The sequence below is a fragment of the Streptomyces sp. NPDC058008 genome (genome assembly GCF_042886395.1).
Lineage (GTDB): Bacteria > Actinomycetota > Actinomycetes > Streptomycetales > Streptomycetaceae > Streptomyces.
Window position 1 is genome coordinate 42,557 of the sequence record NZ_JBHVQX010000007.1, and the last position, 24,403, is coordinate 66,959.

Genomic DNA, 24,403 nt, shown 5'->3' on the forward strand with positions numbered 1-24,403 from the left:
CGAGGTCCGGGCAGCACCACAACCCGCCCGGGCAGACGATAGATTCATCCGTACGATGGGGAGCCGCCCCGAGCTTCGCGCCGTACCCGCCGTTCAGGCGGCATCGACGACCGCCTCGACGAGACGACGACCGACTAAGGACCTTCACGTGAATATCCGCTCCCTCTCCCGAGGCGACGGCGTGGTGATCGGAGCAGCGGTCGTGCTGTTCATCGCCTCTTTCCTCGACCTCTCCGGCTACGAGTGCCCCAAGGGCGTGGACTGCTCGGGCTACAGCGCGAACGCCTGGGACTCGCTCTCCATCCTGATGGGGATCTACCTCGCGGGCATCATCGGCGCGGCGCTGCTGATCGTCAGCCGCTCGATGCCGGGCCGCAAGGTGGTCGGTTTCGAACTCGGCCAGTTCGGCGCCGCGTTCACCGTGTTCTCCCTGTGGACCATGTTCTGGACGATCATCGACGCCGGTGACGCGGGCGCGGGGCTGATCCTCGGACTGCTGGCGACCCTCGCGCTGGCCGGCGGCGCCGTGGCCACCCCGCTGGTCCCCGCGCTCAAGGCCCCGCTCCTGGGCGCTCCCCGCCCGCAGCCCGTGCAGCCCGCCTACGGCCAGCAGCCCAACCAGGGTTACGGCTACCCCGGGGCGCAGCAGCAGCCGTTCGGCGGTCAGCCCGGACAGCAGCAGCCCTACGGCGCCCAGCCCGGCCAGCACGGCCAGCCGGAGCAGCAGGCTCCGCAGGGCGGCGGGGCTCCGGCCGCCGACTTCACGCCCTTCTGGTTCGCGGTGCCGGTGGCCCGTCCGCTGTACGGCGAGGACGGCGCCCCCAACCCGATCGCCGAACTCGCCCCGGGTACCTGGTACCTCGCGGTCGAGCAGCGTGGCCCCGGGCTCATCGCCCAGACGCAGGACGGCCGTCGCGGCGTCCTCCAGGACACCACGGGCATCCAGCGCGGCTGAGCCGTCGCACGCCCGAGTGGCCCCTGCCCGGACGGGCGGGGGCCACCGTCGTTCCGGGGCCGGGACGGGCGGCCCCCGCCGGATCGGGCCCGCCCGGGGGCCGTGTTCTCACCGAGGGTGACACGGGCCCGCGTCCCGCGCCGCGCACGCCGGTGCGGGAGCGCCCCCGCGCCCCGCGCACGCCGTACGGGTTTCACTCACGGTAAAGCGGCAATCCGGAGAGCATGTCTCCCAGAACAGGCACAGGAAGCAGTACCGCCGCCCGCGTCATAGCCCTCGTCGCGGACATCATGGCCTTCATCATCATTCTGTGGATCCTGATGTACCTGCTCGACGCCAACCGGGGCAACGAGCTGGTGCAGTGGGTCCAGGACTCCGCCCGCTGGCTGGCCGGCTGGTCGTACGACCTGTTCACCTTCGACGAGGCGTGGGCCCGTGTCGTCACCGGGTACGGTCTGGCCGCCGCCGTCTACCTGTTCATCGGTCATGCCGTGGCGGGCCGGGTACGCCGCTTCTGACGAGCTCGCGCCCGGCGAGCGGCGGGACGGCGCGCCGTGGACCGCCGGGCCGGTCGGTCCGGGCGGGCCTCAGGCGTCCTGGCCGCAGCAGTCCGGCTCCAGCCCCGCCGGCAGCCGTTCGCCGCCGAACACCGCGGTGGTCGCCTCGTCCCCGCCGAGCGCGGCCACCGCGAGCAGCAGGGAGCCGGCCGTCCAGGTGGTGAGTTCCTCCGGCCACACGGCCCGCTCGCCCTCGAAGACGTAACCGGTCCAGTAGAGCCCGCCCTCGGCCCGCAGGTGCTGGATGGACTGGAGGATCTCCAGCGCGCGGTCCGACTCCCCCGTCACCCAGAGCGCCAGGGCCAGTTCGCAGCTCTCGCCGCCCGTCACCCAGGGGTTGGGGAGTACGCAGCGCACGCCCAGGCCGGGGACCACGAAACGGTCCCAGCCCTCCTCGATCCGCCGTGTCGCGGCGGCGCCGCTCACGGCGCCGCCGAGGACCGGGTAGTACCAGTCCATCGAGTAGCGGCTCTTGTCCAGGAAGCGTTCGGGGTGGCTGCGGATCGCGTGGCCGAGCGCGCCGGCCGCGAGCTCCCAGTCCGGCTGGGCCTCCTCGCGCTGTTCCGCCAGCGCCAGCGCGCAGCGCAGCGCGTGGTGGACGGAGGAGGAGCCCGTCAGCAGGGCGTCGGTGACGGCGGTGCCGTCGGGCTCGCGCTTCCAGCCGATCTCGCCGCCGGGCTGCTGGAGCCGCAGCACGAACTCGACCGCCGCGTAGACCGTCGGCCACATCCGGTCGACGAACGCGTCGTCGCCCGTGGCGAGGTAGTGGTGCCAGACGCCGACGGCCACGTAGGCGCAGAAGTTGGTCTCGCGCCCCAGGTCGGTCGGCCGGCCGGGATCCCCGTCGTGGTAGGCGGCGTACCAGGAGCCGTCCTCGTTCTGGTGGCGGGCCAGCCACGCGTAGGCGCGGGCGGCGGCCTCGTGCTCGCCTGCCGCGTCCAGGGCCATCGCGGCCTCGGTGTGGTCCCAGGGGTCGAGGTGGTGGCCGCGGAACCAGGGCAGCGCACCGTCCTCACGCTGCACCGCGAGCACCGCGGCCACGGTCTCCGCGGCCTGTTCGGCCGTCAGGACACCGGGCAGGACGAGGTGTTCGGTCTGCTCGGGCGTGCTCACGCCTCGGCCTTCGGCAGGTGCGGCTTGGTCGCGTACGCCACGAAGCTCTTGCCGACCACGGGGTTGAGCAGCTGCTCGGCGACCCGGGTGGCCAGGGGCTTCTTCATGATGTCCCAGACGAGCAGCTTGTGGTAGGCGCGCACCGGGAGCGCCTTCTCGTTGTCCACGCCGAAGGCGCACTTCAGCCACCAGTACGGGCTGTGCAGCGCGTGCGCGTGGTGGGTGCCGTAGGGCTTGAGCCCGGCTTCCCGGATCCTGCCGAGGAGTTCGTCGGCCCGGTAGATGCGGATGTGCCCGCCCTCGACCTCGTGGTAGGCGTCGGAGAGCGTCCAGCAGACCTTCTCGGGCCCGTAGCGGGGCACGGTGATCGCGATCCGGCCACCGGGCTTCAGCACCCGGACCATCTCGGCGAGGACACCCTTGTCGTCGGGGATGTGCTCCATCACCTCGGAGATGATGACGACGTCGAACGACGCGTCGGGGAAGGGCAGGTTGAGCGCGTCGCCCTCCATCGCGGTGGCGGTCGCGCCCGCCGGCGCCTCCCCCGCCTCCTTCATCGCGGCGAACCACCTGGCGACCTCGCGGATCTCCTCGCCGTTGCGGTCCAGGGCCACCACCTGGGCACCGCGCCGGTAGCACTCGAAGGCGTGCCGGCCGGCGCCGCAGCCCAGGTCGAGCACCCGGTCGCCTGCGGCGAGCGGGAAGCGGGTGAAGTCGACGGTCAGCACGGGGGCCTGCCTTCGAGGTCGGAGGTACGGATTCCGGGAGCCACGGGGGCGTTCACCTGCGGGCCCCCCGGGCGGCGATCGACTGACGGTACAGCTCGACGGTGCCCAGAGCGGCCCTGGCCCAGGTGAAGTTGGCCAGGACCCGGGCCCGGCCGGCCTCGCCGAGGCGGGCGCGCAGCGCGTCGTCGCCGAGCAGCCGTCCGAGGGCGGCGGCCAGCGCCCCGGCGTCGCCGGGCGGCACGGCCAGGCAGGTCTCCCCGTCGGGTCCGGCGACCTCGGGGATGGCGCCGCCGGTGGTGGCCACCAGCGGGGTGCCGGTGGCCATGGCCTCGGCCGCGGGCAGCGAGAAGCCCTCGTAGAGCGAGGGGACGCAGGAGACCTGGGCGCCGCGGACCAGGTCGACGAGTTCGGCGTCGCTGATGCCCTTGACGAACTCGACGGCGTCCCGGAGGCCGTAGCGTTCGATGGCCTGCGCGACGGGGCCGTCCTCGGCACGCTTGCCGACGACCACGAGGTGGGCCGCCGGGTTCTCGGTACGGAGCTTGGCGAGGGCCTCCACGAGGTGGACGAGGCCCTTGAGCGGGACGTCGGCGCTGGAGGTGGTGACGATCCGGCCGGGGACCTCGGCGACCGACGGGTCGGGCGACCACAGGTCGGTGTCGGCGCCGATGTGCACGACCCGGACGCGGTCCGGGCGGACGCCCAGGTGCTCGGTGATCTCCTGCCGGGACGAGCCGGAGACGGTGAGGACGGAGGGCAGGCGGCGGGCGACGCGCTTCTGCATCCGGGTGAAGCCGTACCAGCGGCGCACGGAGAGCCGGCGCCGTGCCGACTCCGCCGCTTCCAGGTCCAGCCGGCGGTCGACGGTGATGGGGTGGTGGATCGTGGTGACGAGGGGTGCGCCGAGGTCCCCGAGCAGGCCGTAGCCGAGGGTCTGGTTGTCGTGCACGACGTCGAAGTCACCGCGTCTGGCGCGCAGATGGCGCCGTGCCCGCAGGCTGAAGGTGAGCGGTTCGGGGAAGCCGCCGGTCCACATGGTGGCGACCTCGGCGAGGTCGATCCAGTCGCGGTACTCCCCGCGTCCCGGGGTGCGGAACGGGTCGGGCTGGCGGTAGAGGTCCAGGCTCGGGAGCTCGGTGAGCGGGACGCCCTCGTCGAGTACGGGATAGGGCTGGGCGCCTATCACCTCGACGCTGTGGCCGAGCCGGGCCAGCTCACGGCCGAGGTGGCGTACGTAGACGCCCTGGCCCCCGCAGAAAGGATTGCCCTTGTACGTCAGGAGGGCGATGCGCAGGGGCCGGTCACCGTCGGTGCCCGACGTGCCGCCGCCCGTGAAGGAGCCTGTCTCCGTGGCCTCAGCGGTCACACTCGGCCCCCTTCTCACTGCGCTTTCGCCGGAGCGTAACCGGTCGCGCTAATCTAGAACAAGTTTCAGACTCGCTCGTACAACCCGCACCGAATCTACCGGCAGGTAGCGTCGGCGTGACGGCCGGATCAGGTGATTCGCGCCACGGCGGACACCTGCGCGGGCCGTGCGCGTTCGGAGAGCGGCGCCCGGCCGGGCAGGGAACCGGTTCTCCCTTTCTGGATGGGGACAGATGACAGCGGAAGCCAGGCCGGCAGCGCCTCCCCTGACGGAACGCCAGGAGGCCCGCCGCCGCAGCATCCTGCGGGCCGGCGCGCGGCTGGCCGGGCGGGGCGGCTTCGAGGCCGTGCAGATGCGTGAGGTGGCGGACGCCGCCGGGGTCGCCCTGGGCACGCTCTACCGCTACTTCCCGTCCAAGGTGCATCTGCTGGTCGCGATCATGCAGGGCCAGCTCCAGCACCTGCACGTCACGCTCCGCAGGCGTCCCCCGGCCGGGGACGACGCCGCCCAGCGGGTCGCCGAGACCCTGATGCGGGCCTTCCGGGCGCTCCAGCGCGATCCCCACCTGGCGGACGCCATGGTGCGGGCGCTGACCTTCGCCGACCGGGGGGTGAGCCCGGAGGTGGACGCCGTCTCGCGGCTGACGACGGCGATCGTGCTGGACGCGATGGGGCTGGAGGAGCCCACGCAGGAGCAGCTGTCCGTGGTCCGGGTCATCGAGCACACCTGGCACTCGGCGCTGATCACCTGGCTGTCGGGGCGGGAGTCCGTCGCACAGGTGAGGCGGGACATCGAGACGGTGTGCGGGCTGATCGACCTGCCGGCGGACGCACGCTGAGGCGTGCCCATGTGCGGTGCCCACACCGGCACCCGCCCAGGTGAGGTGCCCTGCACCATATCGACGGCGCCACGGTGTTCGTACGGTTCGGCCGACATCACCCGAACCCTGCCGAGGAGCCGGTCACCATGCGTCGAAGAGCCGTAGGCACCGTCCACAGAAGAACCCTGACCGCGGCGGGACTCGGCGCCGCCGGCCTGCTCCTGGTGGGATGCACCGCCGCCGGGCAGGCGGGCGGCGCCGCCGGGACGGACGGGGGCGGGGACGGGACCGTGAAGGTGGGTCTCGTCTACTCCCGTACGGGGCTGCTCGCCGCGTACGGGAAGCAGTACCGCGACGGGTTCGTGGCGGGCCTCGACCACGCGACGAAGGGAACCGGCAAGGCGGGCGGCCATCCGATCGAGGTCACCGAGCAGGACGACGCAGGCGACCCCGGCAAGGCGGTCTCCGCCGCGAAGAACCTGATCGGCAAGGGGTACAAGGTGCTGGCCGGCACCACGGACTCCGGCGTGGCGCTCCAGATGGCCCCGCTGGCCGCCCAGAACAAGGTGCTGTACGTCAACGGCCCGGCCGCGACGGACGCGATGACCGGGGTCAACCCGTACACCTTCCGGTCCGGCCGGCAGTCCTACCAGGACATCCTCACCGCGGGCACCATGCTCGGCGACCCGGAGGGGAAGAAGGTCACCGTCCTCGCGCAGGACTCCACCTTCGGCCAGGCCAACGTCGCCGCCGTCAAGGCGGTCCTGGGCGCCGAGGGGGCGACGGTGGGCTCCGTCCTCGCCCCTCCGGGCGCCACGGACCTGACGCCCTTCGCCCGGCAGGTCAAGGCGGGCGGACCCGATCTGGTCTTCGTCGCCTGGGCCGGGGCGACCGCGCCCGCGCTCTGGACCGCCCTGGACCAGCAGGGTGTGCTGGGCGCCGGCAAGGTGGTCACCGGGCTGGCCGGCACCGCCTCGTACCCGGTGTTCGGTACCGCCGGCGCGAAGGTGTCCTTCCTCGCGCACTACTTCCCCGGCGCGGGCGGCGGGAACGCCGTGGAGAGGGCCATGCTCGACGGTGTACGGAAGGCGGGCGGCACCCCCGACCTGTTCAGCGCCGACGGGTTCACCGCGGCCCAGATGATCGTGCGGGCCGTCGAGGAGGGCGGGGCCACCGACACGGCGGCCATGGCGAAGGCCCTGGAGGGCTGGAGCTTCGACGGGGTGAAGGGCCGGCAGCGGATCCGCGCCGAGGACCACGCGCTGCTCCAGCCCATGTTCGTGGCCCGGCTCGACGGCGCGGGCGACGCCGCGAAGCCGGAACTGGCCGGCACGCTGACGATGGACGCGGTGGCCCCTCCCGTGAAGCCCTCGGCGGGCTGAGGCCATGACCGCATCCGGCACCGCCACCGCGCGGGACGACGGGGCGCGTACGGGCGGCCCGGTGCTCCGGCTGGACCGGCTCGGTCGGCGCGTCGGCGGGGCGTCCATCGTCGAGGACGTCTCGCTCGATGTCCGGGAGGGCGAGTTCCTCGCCTTCATCGGGCCCAACGGGGCGGGCAAGACGTCCCTGTTCAACCTGATCAGCGGGATCGTCCCGCCCACCACGGGCACCCTGGAGCTGGACGGCGCGGACCTGACCGGCCTGCCGGTGCACACCCGTGCGCGGCGCGGGATCGGCCGGACGTTCCAGACCTCCAGCCTCTGGCCGCGGATGACCGTGGCCGAGCACGTCCGGCTGGCCGCGCAGGCCAGGCACGGCGGTTCGCACCGGCTCTGGCGGCGGGCCGCACCGTTCACCGCCGAGGTCGACGGCGTCCTGGAGCGCACCGGTCTCGGGCACCACGCCGGGGCCACGGCGGCCGAGCTCTCGCACGGCGGGAAACGCAAGCTGGAGCTCGCCGTACTGCTGGTCGGCGAGCCCCGGATCATGCTGCTCGACGAGCCGATGGCCGGGGTCAGCGCCGAGGAGGTCCCCGCGCTCACCGAACTGATCCGCACCCTGCACCGCGAGGAGGGCCGCACCGTGCTCATGGTCGAGCACCACATGGACGTGCTGCTGGGACTCGCGGACCGGCTGGCGGTGATGCACCACGGCCGGCTGCTCGCCCTGGGCACTCCCGGCGCGGTGACCGCCGACCCCGTCGTCCAGCGGGCCTATCTCGGGGAGGGACTGTGAGCGCGCCGCCGCCCGCCCTGCTCGCCGTGCGGGACCTGCGCGTCCTCATCGGCGGCCGGCACATCCTGCACGGGGTGGACCTGGACGTGGCGCCCCACGGCGTCACCGCGCTGCTCGGCCGCAACGGGGCCGGCAAGACCACCACCGTGCGCGGCGTCCTCGGGCTCGTGCCGCGCACCGGGAGTGTGCTCCTCGACGGTGCGGAGACCGTGGGCCTGCCCACCCACACCCTGGTCCGCCGCGGCATCGGCTACGCCCCCGAGGACCGGGGGATCTTCGCCGGCCTCACCGTCGCGGAGAACCTGCGGCTGGCCGAACGCCGGGGCGGGGACGGGCCCGCGTACGGCCTGGTCCACGAACTCTTCCCCGAACTGAAGCGACGGGAGCGGCAGTTGGCGGGCACCCTGTCCGGCGGCCAGCAGCAGATGGTGGCCATCGGGCGCACCCTGCTGGGCGGCAACCGGCTGATCATCGCCGACGAGCCCACCAAGGGCCTGGCCCCCAAGGTCGTCACCGAGGTCGCCGTGGTGCTGGAGCGCGCCGCCGAGGCCGTGCCCGTGCTCCTGGTCGAACAGAACCTCGCCGTCGTACGCCGCCTCGCCCGGCACTGCGTGGTGCTCGCCGACGGCCGCACGGCGCACCGGGGCGAGGCGGCCCGGCTGCTCGGCGACCCGGAGGCCACCCGCCGGCTGCTCGGCGTGGGCCACGGCCCGCTCGCCCCACCGACCCCGGAGGCGGATGCCTGATGTCCACCCTCGTACTGCTCACCATGACCGGACTCGGTCTGGGGGCGCTCTACTTCCTCGTCGCGTCGGGGCTCTCACTGATCTTCGGCCTGATGGACGTGCTCAACTTCGCCCACGGGGCGCTGCTCTCCATCGGCGCGTACGGCACCTGGTGGGCGGCGTCCGGCGGTCTGCCCGGCGCCGGCCCGGACGGCTGGGGCTTCGCGCTGGCGGTCCTGTTCGGCACGGCGGTGGGCACGCTGGCCGCCGTGGTCCTCGAACTGGCCGTCGTACGGCCCCTGTACGACCGGCCCCGGGAACAGGTCCTCGCGACGGTCGGGGCGGGGCTGGCCGTGCCCGCCCTGCTGTCCGGCATCTGGGGTTCGGACGCCCGGACCTTCCCCGGTCCCGAGGCGCTGTCCGGCACGTTCCGGCTGCTGGGCGCGGACGTCCCGGTCGACCGGCTGGTGCTCGTCGCGGCGGCGGCCGCCGTCCTGGTCGCGCTGCGGCTGTTCCTCGGCCGGACCCGGCACGGCCTGGTCGTACGGGCCGGGGTCGAGGACCGCGCCATGGTGACCGCGCTGGGCATCGACGTCCGCAGGGCGTTCACGCTGGTCTTCGCGATCGGCGGCTGCGCCGCCGCGCTGGGCGGCGCGCTCGGCGGGCTGTACTTCGGCTCGGTCGACCCCCATCAGGGCACCTCGCTGCTGATCTTCGCGTTCGTCGTCGTGGTCACCGGCGGCATGGGCTCGGTGACCGGCGCGGCCGTGGCGGCCGTGGTCATCGGCCTGGTCCAGCAGTTCGCCAACTACTACACCGCAGCGGGCCTCGGCGACCTGGCCGTCGTCGTCCTGCTCGCCGTGCTGCTGCTCGTCCGGCCGCGCGGACTGACCGGGAGGCTCGCGTGAGCACCGCCACCACATCCGCGCCCACCGCCGTGACCCCGGCGCCCGGGGGCCGCAGGACCCGGCTGCTGCGCCGGTGGCCGGCCGCCGTCCTCGTGCTGCTGATCGTCGCGCCCTTCAGCGCGCTGCCGCTGCCCGGACTGCTGGACGGCCCGGTCGGAAGCCCCGGCAGCCTGCAACTCCTGGCGACCTGCCTGCTGTTCGGTGCCCTCGCCACCGGATACGACCTGCTGCTCGGCCGGACGGGGCTGCTGTCCTTCGGGCACGCGCTGTACTTCGCGGCGGGCAGTTACGCCACCAACACGCTCCTGCTGGAGGCGGGCCTGCCGTTCGCCGCGGCCGCGGTCCTCGGCCTGTGCTCCGGCGCCCTGCTGGCCCTGGTGCTGGGCTCGGTGAGCCTGCGGGTCACCGGCATCGGCTTCTCCATGGTGACGCTCGCCTTCGCGCAGGCCGGCTCGATCCTCGTCTCCCGCGACCCGGGCGGCCTGACCGGCGGCGAGGAGGGCCGGGCGGCCCCCGCGGAGCTGCTGCCCTCCTGGCTGGTGGGCATCGACCACACGGCCAATCTGTACTGGATCACCCTCGCCTACCTCGTCCTCACCCTCGCGGTCGTCCACCGGGCCGTCCGCTCGCCCACCGGCCGCGTCTGGGAGGGCATCAGGGAGAACGAGCGCCGGGTGGAGGTGCTGGGCCTGAAGCCGTACGGATTCAAGCTGACGGCCTTCGTCCTGGCCGGGACGCTGGCGGCGGCGGGCGGGCTCGTCCATCTGCTGCTGACCGGCGGCTCCACGCCCCGGACGACGGCCTCGGACTTCACCCTGTCGCTGTTGGTGATGGTGGTGCTGGGCGGATCGGGCACCCGCTGGGGGCCGATGGCCGGCGGCATCCTGTACACCTGGGCCGACCACCGGCTCGGCGACCTCGCCGGGTCGGACGCGGTGGCCGGCCTGCCCGCGGTGCTGCGCGTCCCGCTCTCCCAGCCGCTGTTCCTGCTCGGGGTGCTGTTCGTGGCCGTGGTGCACCTGCTGCCCGGCGGCCTGGCCCGCCTGCCGTCCCGTCTGCGCGGGACCCGTGAGGAGAACCGATGATCCCGTACGAGGAGTTGCGCGTCCCCGTCACCGGCGGCCACCTGGCCGCGCTGCGGTGGCCGGCCCGCGATCCCGGCGCGCCGGTGGTGGTGGCCCTGCACGGCATCACGGCCAACGCGCTGTCCTGGGGGCCGGTGGCCCGTCTGCTCGACGGGCGGGCCACGCTGGTCGCCCCCGACCTGCGCGGCCGGGCCGGCAGCGCCGGACTGCCCGGCCCGTACGGCATCGCCGCCCACGCGGACGACGTGGCCGCCCTGGCCGGGGCGCTCGGGCGGGACCGGGTGGTGCCGGCGGGCCATTCGATGGGGGCGTTCGTGGCGGCCCTCGCCGCCGTACGCCGTCCGGGGCTCTTCGGCCCGCCGGTGCTCGTCGACGGCGGGTTCGGGTTCCCCGCGCCCACGCACCTGGCGGCGGACGAGCTGATGGCGGCGGTGATCGGCCCGGCCATGGACCGGCTGTCGATGACGTTCCCCGACCGGGAGGCGTACCGGTCGTTCTGGCGGGCCCATCCCGCGTTCGCCGGTGACGCCTGGTCGCCGGAGGTGGACGCGTACATCCAGCGCGACCTGACCGGTGAGGAGCCCGCGTTGCGCTCGGGCTGCCGGCTGGAGGCGGTCCGCACGGACGGGGTGGGCCTCTTCCAGGACGAGGTACTGGCCGCCGTCCGCCGGCTCCCCGGGCCCGCGACCCTGTTGTGGGCGCAGCGCGGGCTGATGGACGAGGAGCAGGGGCTGTACGACGAGTCCCGGCTGGCGGCGGCCGGCCAGCCGGGCACGAACGTCAGGGCGGTGCGGGTCGAGGACGTCAACCACTACACGGTGCTGACGGGCGACAGGGGGGCGCGGGAGGTCGCCGGAGCGCTGCTGCGGGCGGCGTCCGCGCTCCGCTGAGCGGGCGGTGGGCGGCCGGGGCTCAGCGGTCCCGGCCGTCCGCCAGCAGGTGCAGGCGCAGGGCCAGTTGGAGCTCCAGCGCACGGTCGGGCTCGTTCCAGTCGCGGCCCAGCAGGACCTGGACGCGGTCGAGGCGCTGCACGACCGTGTTGACGTGCACGTGCAGTTCGTCCTTGGCCCGGATCAGGCTACCGCCCGCGCCGAAGTACGCCCGCAGTGTCCGCACCAGATGGGTGCCGCGGCGTTCGTCGTAGCGCAGCAGCGGCCCGAGCACCCCGGTGACGAAGCCGTCCACGTCCTTCGCGTTGCCCAGGACGACCCCCAGGAAGCCGAGTTCGCCGACGCAGGCCCCTTCGCCCTCGCGGCCCAGCACCCGCATGGCGCGCAGGCAGCGGGCGGCCTCGGTGTAGGCGGCGGCGAGTTCGCGGATGCCCCGGGCCGGGCCCGTACCGGCGACCGTGACGGGTGCCTGGACCAGGTGGCCGAGCTGTGCGGCCGCCGCCCGGGCCGCCGCGCCCACGGACGTGGTGGCGTCGTCGGTGGCGATCAGCAGCACGACGGCGCCCGCGTGTTCGGCGCTCACCCCGTGGATGTCCCCGCCGAAGAGGTACCGCATCGCGGCGCCGCCGAGCCGCTCCCCGGCCGCCGCCTCCGCGACCAGCAGGAGGTGCGGCCCGTCCAGGTCGACGCCCAGGCGCCGGCCGCGTTCGGCCAGCCCGGCGGGGTCGCGCTCCGGGTCGCCGAGCAGGTCGCTGATCAGCTCGCCCCGTACCCGGTTCTCGGTCTCGGCGACCGTGCGGCGCAGCAGCAGGAGGAGGCCGGTGACGACGGCGGCGCGTTCGAAGAGCCGCCGGTCGGAGTCGTCGAGCCGGTCCGCACGGTGCAGCACCAGTCCGGCGAGGAGTTCCTGCCCGGCGAGCACGGCGCAGATCCACCGGCCGTCGCGGTGGACGGCGCGCGCTCCGTGGCGGGACTCCTGCGCGGTGCGCGCGAGCCATCCGGCGTCCATGCTGTCGGCGGCGGACGCGGTGCCGTCGGGGCGTACGGCGGCCAGGGGGCGGCCGCCCGGGTCGTGGATGGTCAGGGGGCTGTCGAGCAGGCCGGCGACGGACGCGGCGACGTCCCTGACGTCGCCGCCGCGCAGCACCAGGTCGGTGAGCCGGTCGTGGGCCTCCTCGGCGCGCCGCATGGCGGCCGAGTGGGCGCGTACGGCGGCGTTGGCGCCGGCCAGTTCGGCGTTGGCGCCGGCGAGTTCCGCGAGGGCGGTACGGGTGGCGTCGACGGCCCTGGCGGTGTCGATGGCGATGGCGGCGTGCGCGGCGAGCGAGCAGAGCAGGGCGACCTCGTCGGGGCTGAAGACCCGCGCGGCGCGGTCGGCGGCGAACAGGACCCCGATGACCTTCCCCGTGCCGCCCCGGCTGGATCCGAGCAGCAGGGGCACGCCCAGGATCGCCACCAGCCCTTCGTCCAGCACCCCGGCGTTGATGTTGCGGGTGTGCCGGAAGCGTTCGTCGGTGCGGTAGTCGTTGGTCGCGTACGGGCTCGCGGTCTGCGCCACCAGTCCGCCGAGCCCTTCGCCCAGTTCGAGCCGGAGCCGCTGGAAGAGGAGGGACACCGACCCGTCGGTCACCCGCATGTAGGTGTCCCCGGCCTCCTCGTCGGGGAGCGTGAGATAGGCGGTGTCGGTGCCCAGCAGCATCCGGGCCCGCCGGACGATCGCCTTGAGCACGTCGTCGAGGTCCCGGGAGGCCGCGAGGTCGCCCGCCGTGTCGAAGAGGGCGGTGAGCTGGAGTTCCCGGCGCCGGTGCTGGCGCAGGGCGCCCCTGATCCGCAGGGCGGTGGCGGCCGCCCGCTCCACCTCGGCCAGTTCGGCCGGGGAGACACCCGCGGCCCTGGCCTCCGAGGTGACGGCGCCCAGGTCCTCGGCGGGGGCGTCGTCGGCCAGCAGGTCGAGGAGGTGCGCCAGCAGGGGCGCGGCGGACGGGGACGGTTCAGACATGGGCGGCCATCGTTCTTCCGGCTTCCGGGGGCGGTTGCGGTCAGTTGGCGGTCCAACCGCCGTCCATCGTGAGGGAGCTTCCGGTGAGGTGCGACGTGCCGGGGCCGCACAGCCACAGGACGGCGCCGGCGACGTCGCCGGGCTCGATCAGGGACTTGAGGGCGCTGCGTTCCAGCAGCACCCGCCCCACCACCTCCTGTTCGGAGATGCCGTGGCTGCGGGCCTGGTCCGCGATCTGGTCCTCGACCAGGGGCGTGCGGACGTAGCCCGGGCTGACGCAGTTGCTCGTCACCCCGTGCGGCGCCGCTTCGAGTGCGACCACCTTGCTGAGCCCCTCCAGTGCGTGCTTGGCCGACACGTAGGCCGATTTGTAGGGGCTCGCGCGCAGCCCGTGCACGGACGAGATGTTGACGACGCGGCCCCAGCCGCGTTCGTACATGCCGGGGAGCGTGCGGCGCAAGATGCGGAACGGGGCTTCCACCATGACGCGGTGGATCAGTGCGAAGCGGTCCGGCGGGAACTCGTGCACGGGCGCCACGTGCTGGAGCCCCGCGTTGTTGACCACGATGTCCGCGTCGGCGGGCAGCCCGTCCACCGCCTCGGCCACGGAGAGGTCGGCGACCCAGGCCGTTCCGCCGATCCGTTCGGCCAGGCGCTCGGCGGCGTCGCCCGCCTTGTCCACCACGTGCACATGGGCGCCCGCGGCGGCGAGCGCCTGTGCGCAGGCCAGTCCGATGCCGCTGGCGGCCCCGGTGACCAGGGCGGTGCGTCCGGCGAGGTCGCGGGGGTCGGGCTGGGGGGTCCGGGAAGTCTGCATGGGCGTCACCGTAAGGACGTCGCCGCCCGCATCACACGGGGCCGGTGCACACACCCCGGTGCGGCCCCGTGGTGGCGGCCCACATGGTGCGCGGCTGCGGGCGCGCCGTGCGCCCGGCGGGCCCCGGGCGGGCGCAAGGAGAGCGCCGCACACAGCGGCGGACGGCCGGTGTCCGTCTGCCACATGGGCGGCCGGGCCCGCGGCTCGTAGGTTCCGGCAGCAGTCCGCACGTCCGTCCGCACGTCCGACGAGGAGGCCACACCGTGCGCCCACCGATCCTGCGACGCCTGCTCCGCCGCGTCGCCCCCGTCGCCGTCTGCGGCCTGCTCGCCGTGCTCGGCGCACGCCCGGCGCCCGCCGTCGCCGCCCCCGCGGCTCCGGCCGCCACCGGGCTCCAGCAGGTCACCGGCTTCGGCTCGAACCCCGGCGGTCTCCAGATGTTCGCGTACACCCCCGACGGTGTGCCGGCGGGCGCGCCCCTGGTGGTCGCCCTGCACGGCTGCACACAGTCGGCGAGCGCCTACTTCACCGGCTCCGGCTGGAGCAAGTACGCCGACCTGTGGGGCTTCGACGTCGTCTTCCCGCAGACCACACCGGCGAACAACGCGCTGTCGTGCTTCGGCTGGTTCGACCCGGCGGAGAGCACCCGGGGCCGGGGCGAGGCGGCGTCCGTCGTGCAGATGGTCGAGTACGCGAAGCAGACGTACGGTTCCGACGGCCGCCGGGTGTACGTCACCGGGCTGTCGGCGGGCGGCGGGATGACCGCCGATCTGCTGGCCGCCTATCCGGACGTGTTCGCGGGCGGCTCGGTGGCCTCCGGGCTGCCCGCGCAGTGCGCCACCAGCCAGGCGGCCGCGTCCGGCTGCCAGACGGGCCCGCAGAAGCTCTCGCCCGCCCAGTGGGGCGACAAGGTCCGCGGCTCCTACCCGGGCTGGACCGGCCCCTGGCCACGGGTGGCGATCTGGCAGGGCACCTCCGACCGCACCGTCAGCCCGGCCAACGCCACGGCGCTGCGCGACCAGTGGACCGACGTGTGGGGCATCGGCCAGACCCCCTCCGGCACCGGGAGCCTGCCGGGCGGCACCACCCGGAGCGTGTACGAGGACGCGTCGGGGCGGTCCGCGGTGGAGACCTTCTCGGTGTCCGGCATGGGTCACGGCCTGCCGGTGAACCCGGGTTCGGGGGCCGACCAGTGCGGGGCGACGGGTGCGTACTTCCTGAACACCGTCTGCTCGGCCTACCACACGGGCGTGTTCTGGGGCCTGGACCGGGACGCGCCGGGCGGCGGGTCCGGGCTGCCCGCCCCCACCGGCCTGAAGGTCACCGGGGTCACCGACAGCGGCGCCTCACTGGCGTGGGACGCGGTCACGGGCGCGGCCTCCTACACGGTGTACCGGGACGGCGCGGAGGTGGCCACGACGCCCTCGGTGTCCTTCACCGACACCGGCCTGACCGCGGGCACGTCCTACCGCTACTCGGTGGCCGCGGCCGACTCCTCGGGGGCCGCCGGGGCGGGCTCGTCGGCCGTGACCGCGACCACGACGGGCGGCACGGCCCCGGCGAGGTGCTTCACGGCGACGAACTACGCGCACGTGACGGCGGGCCGGGCGCACATCTCGGGCGGCCACGCCTACGCGAACGGTTCGGGGCAGGACATGGGGCTGTACAACGTGTTCGTCACACACACCCTGCGGGAGTCCCCGGCGGGCCACTTCGTGATCGCCGACTCCGGCTGTCAGGCGGGGTCCTCGTAGGCGCCCCTCGCCTTTCCGGGCAGCCGGCAGCCGTCCTCGACGGCGTTGAGCGACACGGTCGGGCCGGCGCCCTGGACCGCGTGGTAGCGGGCGTACAGCTTCCAGCCCCGTTTGGCGAGGGTGCGGTAGGTGATGTCCCGCACGGCGTGGCTGGAGACGAGCTCCCAGTCGTGCTGCCGCAGCCGTGTCAGTGTCCCCTCGAACGCGTCCGCGGCCCCGGCCGCGGGCGCGTAGCCCGTCCAGGGCGCGACGCACTTCTGCCAGTCGCCCCCGGGCAGTCCGCCCGTCGAGGTGTTCCCGTCCGGGAGGCCCGCGGCGCGGGCGAAGCCGGCTATCTCGTCGGCGACCGTCCGCGCGACGAACGGCGGGGTGGGTTCCGGGGTGGGCGCGAGGGGTGTCCCGCTCTCGTCCAGGAGGCCGCAGCCCGCCGTCACCGTCATCAGTCCGGCCGTCACGGCGGCGACGGCCGCCGTGCCCCTTCTCGTTCCGCGCACTGTGTCCCGCCCGGTCGTCCCTCCCCACGGGCACGCGCCCGTGTGACCCCCGCCGGAGTCTCGCACGGGCTCTGACCTGCTGGGAAGGCCCCGCGTCCACGGGGTGCCGCTGTCCGCCCGGAGGGGGCCGGGCGTGCCCCGGTAGAGTGTGCGGGTCGTCATCATGCCCGTACAGGGGGAAGCCGGTGCGAATCCGGCGCAGACCCGACCCCTACGCGCTCGGCTCAGCTCGAGCAGGGGAAACCCCATTCGAGAGGCCCAGCCCGCCATGTCCGTACGCCGCCGCGCGGTCGCGCTCGCGCTCACCGCCGTGCTCTGTGGAGCGGCCGCCCCCATGGCCGCCGCCGCGCCGGGTCCGTCGCCCTCACCTTCCGCACCGGACCTTCCGGCGGGGCTGTACGGCACCAAGGACCCGACGTACGACGGGGTGTGGCGTCAGTCGCTGGCCTTCCTGGCCCAGAAGATCGAGCTGGTCACGCCCTCCACGCGGTCGGTGGAGTGGCTCGTCGGCCAGCAGTGCGACAGCGGGGCCTTCGCCGCCTACCGCGACGCCTCCGTGCCCTGCGACGCCGCGACGGTCGCGGACACCAACGCCACGGCGGCGGCGGTCCAGGCCGTGGTCGAGCTCGGGGTGCACCGCGAGGCCGTGGACAACGGGGTCGCCTGGCTGAAGTCCGTGCAGAACGAGGACGGCGGCTGGGGCTACAACCCGGGCAGCCCGAGCGACGCCAACTCCACCGGTGTCGTGGCCGGTGCGCTGGCCCGGGCGGGCGTTCCGCTCGCCGAGATCACCACGGCGGGCGGGAAGACGCCGTACACGGCGCTCCAGACCTTCGCGCTGCCCTGCGGCGGCGACGGCGGCGGGGCGTTCGCCTACCAGCCGGACAAGGACGGCAAGCTCACCGCCAACGCCGACGCGACGGCGGCGGCGGTCCTCGGCGCGATGGGCAAGGGCATGGCCGCGGGCAACTACAACGCGGTGAAGGCACCCGTCTGCGTGGAGGGCACCGGCCTCACCCCCGAGCAGTCCGCGCAGAACGGCGCCGCCTACCTGGCGAAGGCCCTCGCCGGCGGGTATCTGGACCTGCCGCCGATGCCGGGCGCCGAGGAGTCGGCGCCGCAGCCGGACTTCGGCAACACGGCGGACGCGGTCGTGGCGCTGGCGGCCTCCGGCCACAAGGACAAGGCGGCCCGGGCGGTCGCCTACCTGGAGAAGCACGCGCAGGGCTGGGCGAAGGAGGGCGGCCCGGCGGCCACCGCGCAGCTGGTCCTCGCCGCCCACGCGACCGGCACCGACGCCCGTGACTTCGGGGGCGTCGACCTCGTCGCCCAGCTCAACGCGACGGGCCCGGCGCCCGCCGCCACCGCCGTGCCCTCGCCGACCGCGACGGAGCCGGAGAAGCCCGCGGACACGAGCAGCGACGACGGCGGGCTGGGCCTCTGGTGGATCATCGGCATCGGTCTCGTCTTCGGCACGGGCATCGGTTTCCTGCTCAGCGGACGCCGGAAGAACCAGCGGCCGTGAGGCGCCCGCTGGGCACGGCGGCGCTGCTCCTCCTCATAGGCGCCGTCCTGGCCGTGCCGGGCGCGGGCACCGCCCAGGCGGCGGGCTACCGCTACTGGTCGTTCTGGGAGGGCGACGGCGGCACGGACTGGACGTACGCCACCCAGGGACCCTCCGTGATCCGCCCGGACGACGGCGCGGTGCAGGGCTTCCGCTTCTCGGTGAGCGCGGACTCCCAGGACTCGGCGCGCCCCCGCCGCGCACCGGACTTCGGGACCGTCTGCGCGGCCACCCCGGCGAAGGACGGCCTCAAGCGGATCGCGCTGGTCATCGACCCCGGGACGGCGGCCGACGCGCCGGACGGCGAGAAGCCGCCCGCGCCGCGTACCGCCTGCGCCGTGGTGGCACCGGAGGCGAGCACGGCGGAGGCCCTCGCCTCGGTGGCGAAGCCCCTGCGCTACGACAGCTCCGCGATGCTCTGCGCGATCTCGGGCTACCCGCGGTCGGGCTGCGGCGAGCAGGTCGGCGGGGAACCGGACACCGCGGAGTCCGGAGAACCGGCCACGGCGCCGGCGGCCGACGGCGGGGGGAACGCCTCCGAGGACTCCACCGGCGGCGGCCCGTCGGCGGGTGTGCTCACCGGCGTCGGCGCGGTGCTCGTCCTGGGTGCCGCCGCCGTGCTGCGGGCCCGCCGCCGCCGATGACCGGCTCCACCGGCACGGCCCGGCTCCACCCTGCCCTGCGCGCCCCCGGGGCCACCCGCGGCAACGCCCTGCCGGCCGGGGCCTGGTGGCTGTGGGCGCTCGGGCTGGCGGCAGCGGCGTCCCGCACGACCAACCCGCTCCTGCTCGGGCTGCTGGTGGGGGTGGCCGGCTACGTGGTGGCGGCGCGTCGCACGGACGCGCCGTGGGCCCGTTCGTACGGGGCCTTCGTCAGGCTCGGACTGTTCGTCGTCGCCGTGCGCCTGGTGTTCTCCGTCGTCCTCGGCTCGTCCGTCCCCGGTACGCACACCCTGTTCACGCCGCCCGAGGTGCCGTTGCCCGACTGGGCCCAGGGGATCAGGATCGGCGGCCGGGTCACGGCGGAGCAGGTCGTCTTCGCCCTCTACGACGGCGCGAAACTGGCCACCCTGCTGATCTGCGTCGGCGCGGCGAACTCGCTGGCCAGCCCGGCCCGGCTGCTGAAGTCCCTGCCCGGCGCCCTGTACGAGGTCGGGGTCGCCGTCGTCGTCGCGATGACGTTCGCGCCGAACATGGTCGCCGACGTGGCACGGCTGCGGACGGCGCGCCGGCTGCGCGGACGGCCCGCCGGCGGGATCGGCGCGGTGCTCCGGATCGGACTGCCGGTGCTGGAGGGCGCGCTGGAGCGCTCGGTCGCCCTGGCCGCGTCGATGGACGCGCGGGGCTACGGGCGCACCGCGCGGGTCCCGCCCGCCGTCCGCCGCACCACGCGGGTGCTGACGCTCGGCGGGCTGCTGGGCGTCTGCGCCGGGACGTACGGGCTGCTGGCCGCCCGGGGCGCCGTGCACGGGCTGCCGTTGCTGCTGGCCGGACTGGCGGCGGCGACGGCCGGGCTCAGGCTCGGCGGGCGCCGCTCGGTCCGCACCCGCTACCGGCCCGACCGCTGGGGCGTACGCGCCTGGCTCGTCGCGGGCTCGGGCGCGGCCGTCGCGGCGGCGATGATCGGGGCGGGCGCCGCCGCCCCGGACGCCCTGCACCCCGGTGTCGTCCCGCTCACCGCTCCGGTACTGCCGCTGTGGCCCGCCGCCGCCGTGCTGCTCGGACTGCTGCCCGCCGCGGTGGCACCCCTTCCCCCCTCGCCCTCGGACTCCAAGGAGCACGCATGATCCGGTTCGAGCAGGTCTCGGTGCGGTACGAGGGCGCCGAACGCCCCACCCTGTCGGGGGTGGACCTCACGATCCCGGAGGGCGAACTGGTGCTGGCCGTCGGCCCCTCCGGTGTCGGCAAGTCGACACTGCTGGGTGCCGTGTCCGGTCTCGTACCGCACTTCACCGGCGGGGTGCTGAGCGGCCGGGTCACGGTCGGCGGACGCGACACGCGCACGCACAAGCCGCGTGAACTGGCCGATCTCGTCGGCACGGTGGGCCAGGACCCGCTCGCCCACTTCGTGACGGACACCGTCGAGGACGAGCTGGCCTACGGGATGGAGTCGCTGGGCCTCGCCCCGGACGTGATGCGGCGCCGGGTCGAGGAGACGCTGGACCTGCTGGGGCTCGCCGAGCTGCGCGACCGGCCGATCGCCACGCTCTCCGGGGGCCAGCGCCAGCGGGTCGCGATCGGCTCGGTCCTCACCCCGCACCCCACGGTCCTGGTCCTCGACGAGCCGACGTCCGCCCTGGACCCGGCGGCGGCCGAGGACGTGCTGGCGGTCCTCCAGCGCCTGGTGCACGACCTGGGCACGACGGTGCTGATGGCCGAACACCGGCTGGAGCGCGTGGTGCAGTACGCCGACCAGGTCCTCCTCCTGCCCGGGCCCGGGGCCGCCCCGGTGATGGGCGCGCCCGCGGACGTCATGGCGCTCTCGCCGGTCGCCCCGCCGGTGGTGGCCCTGGGCCGCCTGGTGGGCTGGGACCCGCTGCCGCTGTCGGTGCGCGACGCCCGCCGCCGGGCGGTGCGCCTGCGCGAGCGGCTGGCCGACGTGGAACCGCCGCCGCGCGCGGCCCCGGCGGATGCGGTGGTGGCCCCGCTGCCTGCGCGGCCCGCGGCCCGCCCCGGCCTGCTGGCCCGGCTGCTCGGCCGCGCGCAGGACGCGGCCCCGGCGCTGCCCCCGGCCCCGGAGGCCGCCGCCACCCTGGTCGAGGGGCTGGGGGTGCGGCACGGGCGGGTCCAGGCGCTGCGCGGGGTGACCCTGTCCGTCGCGCCGGGCGAGACCGTGGCCCTGATGGGCCGCAACGGCGCGGGCAAGTCCACCCTGCTGTCCACCCTGGTGGGGACGGTCCGGCCCACCTCGGGCTCGGTGCGTGTCGCGGGCCTGCACCCGTCCGGCACCCCGCCTCGGGAGATGGTGCGCCGGGTCGGTCTCGTACCGCAGGAACCGCGCGACCTGCTGTACGCGGACACGGTCGCCGCCGAGTGCGCGGCGGCCGACTCCGACGCGGGCGCGCCCGGGGGCAGTTGCCGGGCGCTGGTCTCCGAGCTGCTGCCCGGGGTGCCCGACTCCGCCCACCCCCGTGATCTCTCGGAGGGCCAGCGGCTCGCGCTGGCCCTCGCCCTGGTGCTCACCGCCCGCCCCCCGCTCCTCCTCCTGGACGAGCCGACGCGCGGGCTGGACTACGCGGCGAAGGCACGGCTCGTCGGCGTGCTGCGCCGGCTGGCCGCGGCGGGCCACGCCATCGTGCTGGCCACGCACGACGTGGAGCTGGCGGCGGAGCTGGCGCACCGGGTGGTGATCCTGGCCGACGGCGAGGTCGTCGCCGACGGCCCGACCCGGGAGGTCGTGGTCTCCTCCCCCGCCTTCGCCCCGCAGACCGCGAAGGTCCTGGCGCCGCGTCAGTGGCTGACCGTCTCCCAGGTGCGCACGGCGCTGGAGGGGCTGGAGTGACGGCGCGGTCCGCCCGGCCCGTGCGGCTCGGCCCGCACGCCGTCGCCGCGCTCGTCCTGGTCAGCGCGGTGGGGGTGGTCGCGTTCGGCTGGCCGCTGCTCGCGGGAGCGGGCTCCGGCCTCGCCCACGCCCAGGACGCTCCGTGGCTGTTCGGCGTGCTGCTCGTCCTGCTCGTCGGCGTCGTCCTCGCGACGATCGCGGACTCCGGCCTGGACGCGAAGGCCGTGGCGATGCTGGGCGTCCTCGCCGCGGTCGGCGCCGCGCTGCGTCCGCTGGGCGCGGGGACCGCGGGCCTGGAGCCCATGTTCTTCCTGATGGTCCTGAGCGGCCGGGTCCTGGGGCCGGGCTTCGGCTTCGTGCTCGGCTCGGTCACGATGTTCGCCTCGGCGCTGCTCACGGGCGGGGTCGGACCGTGGATGCCGTTCCAGATGCTGTCGATGGGCTGGTTCACCATGGGCGCGGGCCTGCTGCCCGGGCCGGACCGGCTGCGCGGCAGGGGCGAGCTGCTGGTGCTGGGGGTGTACGGATTCGCGGCGGCGTTCGCGTACGGCACGGTGATGAACCTGTACGGCTGGACGATCGTGCCGGGGCTCGGCTCCGGGGTCTCCTTCGTCGCGGGCGCCCCGGTCCACGAGAACCTGGTGCGCTTCCTCGCCTACTGCACCGCCACCTCGCTGGGCTGGGACCTGGGCCGCGCCGTGCTCACCGTCGTCCTGACGGTGGCGGTCGGGCCCACCCTGCTCAGGGCCCTGCGCCGGGCCACCCGCCGCGCCGCGTTCGACGCCCGGGCGGACTTCGAGGTCCGCCCGGACTGATCAGCGGTCCTACGCCTTGCTGCCCGCCGGTTCGGCGGCCACGGGTTTCTCCGGGCCGTCCGCCGCCGGACCGCCGCCGGTGCGGGCGGCCGGGATGGTGCCGGTGCCCGCCTGGAGCCTGCGCGGCCCCGAGAGGACGTACACGATCCCGAAGCCCGCCGTGACCACCGTCGCGCCGCCGACAGCGTCCAGCACCCAGTGGTTGCCCGTGGCCACGATCGCGGAGACGGTGAACAGCGGATGCAGCAGCCCCAGGGCCTTCATCCAGATCTTCGGGGCGAGCAGGGCGATCACCACCCCGCACCACAGGGACCAGCCGAAGTGCAGGGACGGCATCGCCGCGTACTGGTTGGTCACCGCCGTCAGCGCACCGAAGTCGGGGCTGTCCAGGTCCTGGGTGCCGTAGACCGTGTCGATGAAGCCGAGCCCCGGCATGAGGCGCGGGGGCGCCAGCGGGTAGAGCCAGAAGCCGAGGAGGGCGAGGACCGTGGCGCAGCCCAGCGTGCTGCGGGCCCAGCGGTAGTCGGAGGGACGGCGTGCGTAGAGCACGCCGAGGACCGTGAGCGGCACGATGAAGTGGAACGTCGAGTAGTAGTAGTCGAAGAAGCCGCGCAGCCAGGGGATGCCGACGACGGTGTGGTTCAGCCAGTGCTCGATGTCGATGTGCAGCCACTGCTCGAGGGAGTGGATCTGCCGGCCGTGCTCCTCGGCGGCGGAACGCCCGGCGGTCGCGGCGAGCCGCACCTGGGCGTACGCCGAGTAGACGACCCGGATGAGCAGGAGTTCCAGCAGCAGGTTGGGGCGGCTGAGCACCCGCCGCCAGAACGGCAGCAGCGGCACCCACGCGAAGCGCGCCGGCACCGGTCGCGCGTGGTCGGTGGGGACCGGCCGCCGCCAGTGGGGCGAGGTGCGGGGCAGGAAGGGCATCGCGCAGGCCGCGGCGAGCGCGGCGATCAGCAGCATGTTGTCGCGTACGGGCAGGATCACGCCGACGTTCGGCAGCAGCATCTTCCCCGGCAGGGTCAGGACGAGCACGACGACGACCGGCCACACCAGCCGGTCCGAGGCGCGGACGCCCACGCGGCCGACGACGGCGAGCAGCACCCACAGCAGCTGGTGCTGCCAGGCGGTGGGTGACACCGCGACGGCGACGCAGCCCGTGACGGCGACGGCCAGGAGCAGCTGCCCGTCCCGGGCGTAACGGGCCGCCCGGCGCAGCCCGAGGAGGATCACGACGGCGGCCAGGGCCAGGAACAGCACCGTCTCGAACGGCCCCTGGAGCCCGAATCGCAGCAGGGCGCCGTGCAGGGACTGGTTGGCCAGGCTGTCCGGTCGCTCACCGAGCCCGGCACCCGCGAGGTGGTGCACCCAGTACGCCCAGGAGTCGCGCGGCATCATCACCCAGGCCAGCGCCGTGCAGAGGCCGAAGGTGGCGCCGCCGGTCACGGCGGCCCCGCGTCTGCCGGTAAGCCAGAACAGGCCGGCGAAGAGCAGGACGGCCGGCTGGAGGGCGGCGGCGACCCCGGTCAGCACCCCGGGAAGCCGTTCGCCGCGCACCGCGAAGCAGGCGAGGAGCACCAGCAGGACGGGCAGGATGCTGGTCTGGCCGAGCTGGAGGGTGTTGCGGACGGGCAGCGACAGCATCAGCAGGGTGATCGCGACGGGCGCCGCCAGGAACGCGGTGCGCCGGCTCACGGGTGCGGGCAGCGCGCGGACGGCGACGTATCCGAGCAGGACGACGAGCAGCAGCGAACCGAAGGTCCACACGACGCCGAGGGCCTGTTCGGCCGAGACCGTCAGCGGCTTCAGCACCAGCCCGGCGAAGGGCGTGCCGGTGAACCGGCCCGGGTCGTAGAGGGAACCCGCGATGTGCAGGACCCCGGTCGCGCCCGTCCAGGTCTCGAGGTCGGCGAGGCGTTCGCCCGGCGGCCTCCGCAGCACCACCGCCGCCTGCCGTATCGCCAGGACACCGGCGAGCAGCCACAGGACGGCTCTGACCACCGCGGCCCTCGACCCGGGATCCGCCGCCGCGTCCCCCCGCACACTGCGCTCCACATCTGTCACGCTGCGCCGACCCTCCCCTTTTCGTGCACGGTCCCCTCGGCCCGGGTATGTGCGGATGAAGCCTCGCATT

Annotated in this window: 22 protein-coding genes; 15 read left to right on the forward strand and 7 right to left on the reverse strand. The window is 74.8% G+C overall.

The genetic code is table 11. The annotated features are described in order from the left end of the window. The first annotated feature begins 148 nt into the window (after window positions 1–148). A complete protein-coding gene (locus ACFVS9_RS08910) occupies window positions 149–955 on the forward strand; it encodes a hypothetical protein (protein ID WP_389931131.1) in 807 nt (268 codons plus the stop codon). 224 nt (window positions 956–1,179) lie between these two features. After that, entirely contained in the window at window positions 1,180–1,473 is a 294-nt protein-coding gene (locus ACFVS9_RS08915) for a hypothetical protein (RefSeq protein ID WP_383113433.1), read from the forward strand. A 69-nt stretch (window positions 1,474–1,542) separates the two neighbouring features. Here ACFVS9_RS08915 and ACFVS9_RS08920 read toward each other — a convergent pair whose 3' ends face one another. From ACFVS9_RS08920 to ACFVS9_RS08930, 3 genes are read right to left on the reverse strand one after another with little or no spacing between them, the layout of a single operon-like run. Then, on the reverse strand, window positions 1,543–2,625 hold the full coding sequence (locus ACFVS9_RS08920) for a prenyltransferase (RefSeq protein WP_383113434.1): 1,083 nt from the start codon (window positions 2,623–2,625) through the stop codon (window positions 1,543–1,545). Next, window positions 2,622–3,353: a methyltransferase domain-containing protein gene (locus ACFVS9_RS08925; RefSeq protein WP_389931133.1), complete on the reverse strand. Its 732-nt coding sequence runs from the start codon at window positions 3,351–3,353 to the stop codon at window positions 2,622–2,624. The genes ACFVS9_RS08920 and ACFVS9_RS08925 overlap by 4 nt, the downstream gene beginning before the upstream one ends. Window positions 3,354–3,405: 52 nt before the next feature. Continuing rightward, window positions 3,406–4,719 carry a glycosyltransferase family 4 protein gene (locus ACFVS9_RS08930; RefSeq protein WP_389931135.1) on the reverse strand — a complete coding sequence of 438 codons (1,314 nt, stop codon included), beginning with the start codon at window positions 4,717–4,719 and terminating at the stop codon, window positions 3,406–3,408. A 232-nt stretch (window positions 4,720–4,951) separates the two neighbouring features. Here ACFVS9_RS08930 and ACFVS9_RS08935 point away from each other — a divergent pair, with 232 nt between their 5' ends. The 7 genes from ACFVS9_RS08935 (at window position 4,952) to ACFVS9_RS08965 (ending at window position 11,325) form a co-directional block, all read left to right on the forward strand. After that, window positions 4,952–5,557, forward strand: coding sequence for a TetR family transcriptional regulator (locus tag ACFVS9_RS08935; RefSeq protein WP_383113437.1), 606 nt, complete (start codon window positions 4,952–4,954; stop codon window positions 5,555–5,557). A 128-nt stretch (window positions 5,558–5,685) separates the two neighbouring features. Then, entirely contained in the window at window positions 5,686–6,921 is a 1,236-nt protein-coding gene (locus ACFVS9_RS08940) for a substrate-binding domain-containing protein (protein ID WP_389931137.1), read from the forward strand. Window positions 6,922–6,925: 4 nt separating this feature from the next. Further along, the gene (locus tag ACFVS9_RS08945; RefSeq protein ID WP_383113439.1) at window positions 6,926–7,717 is read left to right on the forward strand and encodes an ABC transporter ATP-binding protein; all 792 of its coding nucleotides are present in this window, start codon (window positions 6,926–6,928) and stop codon (window positions 7,715–7,717) included. Further along, window positions 7,714–8,463 (forward strand): ABC transporter ATP-binding protein, encoded by a 750-nt coding sequence (locus ACFVS9_RS08950; RefSeq protein WP_389931140.1) that lies wholly within the window; start codon window positions 7,714–7,716, stop codon window positions 8,461–8,463. The genes ACFVS9_RS08945 and ACFVS9_RS08950 overlap by 4 nt, the downstream gene beginning before the upstream one ends. After that, entirely contained in the window at window positions 8,463–9,350 is an 888-nt protein-coding gene (locus ACFVS9_RS08955; RefSeq protein ID WP_389931142.1) for a branched-chain amino acid ABC transporter permease, read from the forward strand. Before ACFVS9_RS08950 ends, ACFVS9_RS08955 begins: the two co-directional genes overlap by 1 nt. Next, window positions 9,347–10,435 (forward strand): branched-chain amino acid ABC transporter permease, encoded by a 1,089-nt coding sequence (locus ACFVS9_RS08960; protein ID WP_389931144.1) that lies wholly within the window; start codon window positions 9,347–9,349, stop codon window positions 10,433–10,435. The genes ACFVS9_RS08955 and ACFVS9_RS08960 overlap by 4 nt, the downstream gene beginning before the upstream one ends. Continuing rightward, a complete protein-coding gene (locus ACFVS9_RS08965; protein WP_389931146.1) occupies window positions 10,432–11,325 on the forward strand; it encodes an alpha/beta fold hydrolase in 894 nt (297 codons plus the stop codon). The genes ACFVS9_RS08960 and ACFVS9_RS08965 overlap by 4 nt, the downstream gene beginning before the upstream one ends. A 22-nt stretch (window positions 11,326–11,347) precedes the next feature. Here ACFVS9_RS08965 and ACFVS9_RS08970 read toward each other — a convergent pair whose 3' ends face one another. After that, a complete protein-coding gene (locus ACFVS9_RS08970) occupies window positions 11,348–13,324 on the reverse strand; it encodes a helix-turn-helix domain-containing protein (protein ID WP_383113444.1) in 1,977 nt (658 codons plus the stop codon). A gap of 40 nt (window positions 13,325–13,364) precedes the next feature. Then, window positions 13,365–14,141: a 3-hydroxybutyrate dehydrogenase gene (locus tag ACFVS9_RS08975; RefSeq protein WP_383113445.1), complete on the reverse strand. Its 777-nt coding sequence runs from the start codon at window positions 14,139–14,141 to the stop codon at window positions 13,365–13,367. Between the two features lie 263 nt (window positions 14,142–14,404). Here ACFVS9_RS08975 and ACFVS9_RS08980 point away from each other — a divergent pair, with 263 nt between their 5' ends. Then, on the forward strand, window positions 14,405–15,895 hold the full coding sequence (locus ACFVS9_RS08980) for a PHB depolymerase family esterase (RefSeq protein WP_389931148.1): 1,491 nt from the start codon (window positions 14,405–14,407) through the stop codon (window positions 15,893–15,895). On the opposite strand, the gene ACFVS9_RS08985 is transcribed toward ACFVS9_RS08980, so the two are convergent. Continuing rightward, window positions 15,877–16,389 carry a hypothetical protein gene (locus ACFVS9_RS08985; RefSeq protein WP_383113447.1) on the reverse strand — a complete coding sequence of 171 codons (513 nt, stop codon included), beginning with the start codon at window positions 16,387–16,389 and terminating at the stop codon, window positions 15,877–15,879. The two genes, ACFVS9_RS08980 and ACFVS9_RS08985, sit on opposite strands and share 19 nt — an antisense overlap. A gap of 268 nt (window positions 16,390–16,657) precedes the next feature. On the opposite strand from ACFVS9_RS08985, the gene ACFVS9_RS08990 reads away from it, so the two are divergent. Genes ACFVS9_RS08990 through ACFVS9_RS09010 form a run of 5 tightly spaced genes read left to right on the forward strand, consistent with a single transcriptional unit; the run spans window position 16,658 to window position 22,269 of the window. Further along, a complete protein-coding gene (locus ACFVS9_RS08990; protein ID WP_383113448.1) occupies window positions 16,658–17,914 on the forward strand; it encodes a prenyltransferase/squalene oxidase repeat-containing protein in 1,257 nt (418 codons plus the stop codon). Next, the gene (locus tag ACFVS9_RS08995; RefSeq protein ID WP_389931150.1) at window positions 17,911–18,597 is read left to right on the forward strand and encodes an SCO2322 family protein; all 687 of its coding nucleotides are present in this window, start codon (window positions 17,911–17,913) and stop codon (window positions 18,595–18,597) included. The genes ACFVS9_RS08990 and ACFVS9_RS08995 overlap by 4 nt, the downstream gene beginning before the upstream one ends. Next, on the forward strand, window positions 18,594–19,739 hold the full coding sequence (locus ACFVS9_RS09000; protein ID WP_383113450.1) for an energy-coupling factor transporter transmembrane protein EcfT: 1,146 nt from the start codon (window positions 18,594–18,596) through the stop codon (window positions 19,737–19,739). Before ACFVS9_RS08995 ends, ACFVS9_RS09000 begins: the two co-directional genes overlap by 4 nt. Next, on the forward strand, window positions 19,736–21,454 hold the full coding sequence (locus tag ACFVS9_RS09005; RefSeq protein WP_389931152.1) for an ABC transporter ATP-binding protein: 1,719 nt from the start codon (window positions 19,736–19,738) through the stop codon (window positions 21,452–21,454). The genes ACFVS9_RS09000 and ACFVS9_RS09005 overlap by 4 nt, the downstream gene beginning before the upstream one ends. Next, on the forward strand, window positions 21,451–22,269 hold the full coding sequence (locus tag ACFVS9_RS09010; RefSeq protein WP_383113452.1) for an ECF transporter S component: 819 nt from the start codon (window positions 21,451–21,453) through the stop codon (window positions 22,267–22,269). Before ACFVS9_RS09005 ends, ACFVS9_RS09010 begins: the two co-directional genes overlap by 4 nt. 9 nt (window positions 22,270–22,278) lie before the next feature. On the opposite strand, the gene ACFVS9_RS09015 is transcribed toward ACFVS9_RS09010, so the two are convergent. After that, window positions 22,279–24,402, reverse strand: coding sequence for a bifunctional glycosyltransferase 87/phosphatase PAP2 family protein (locus ACFVS9_RS09015; RefSeq protein WP_389931155.1), 2,124 nt, complete (start codon window positions 24,400–24,402; stop codon window positions 22,279–22,281). Window position 24,403: the final 1 nt, after the last annotated feature.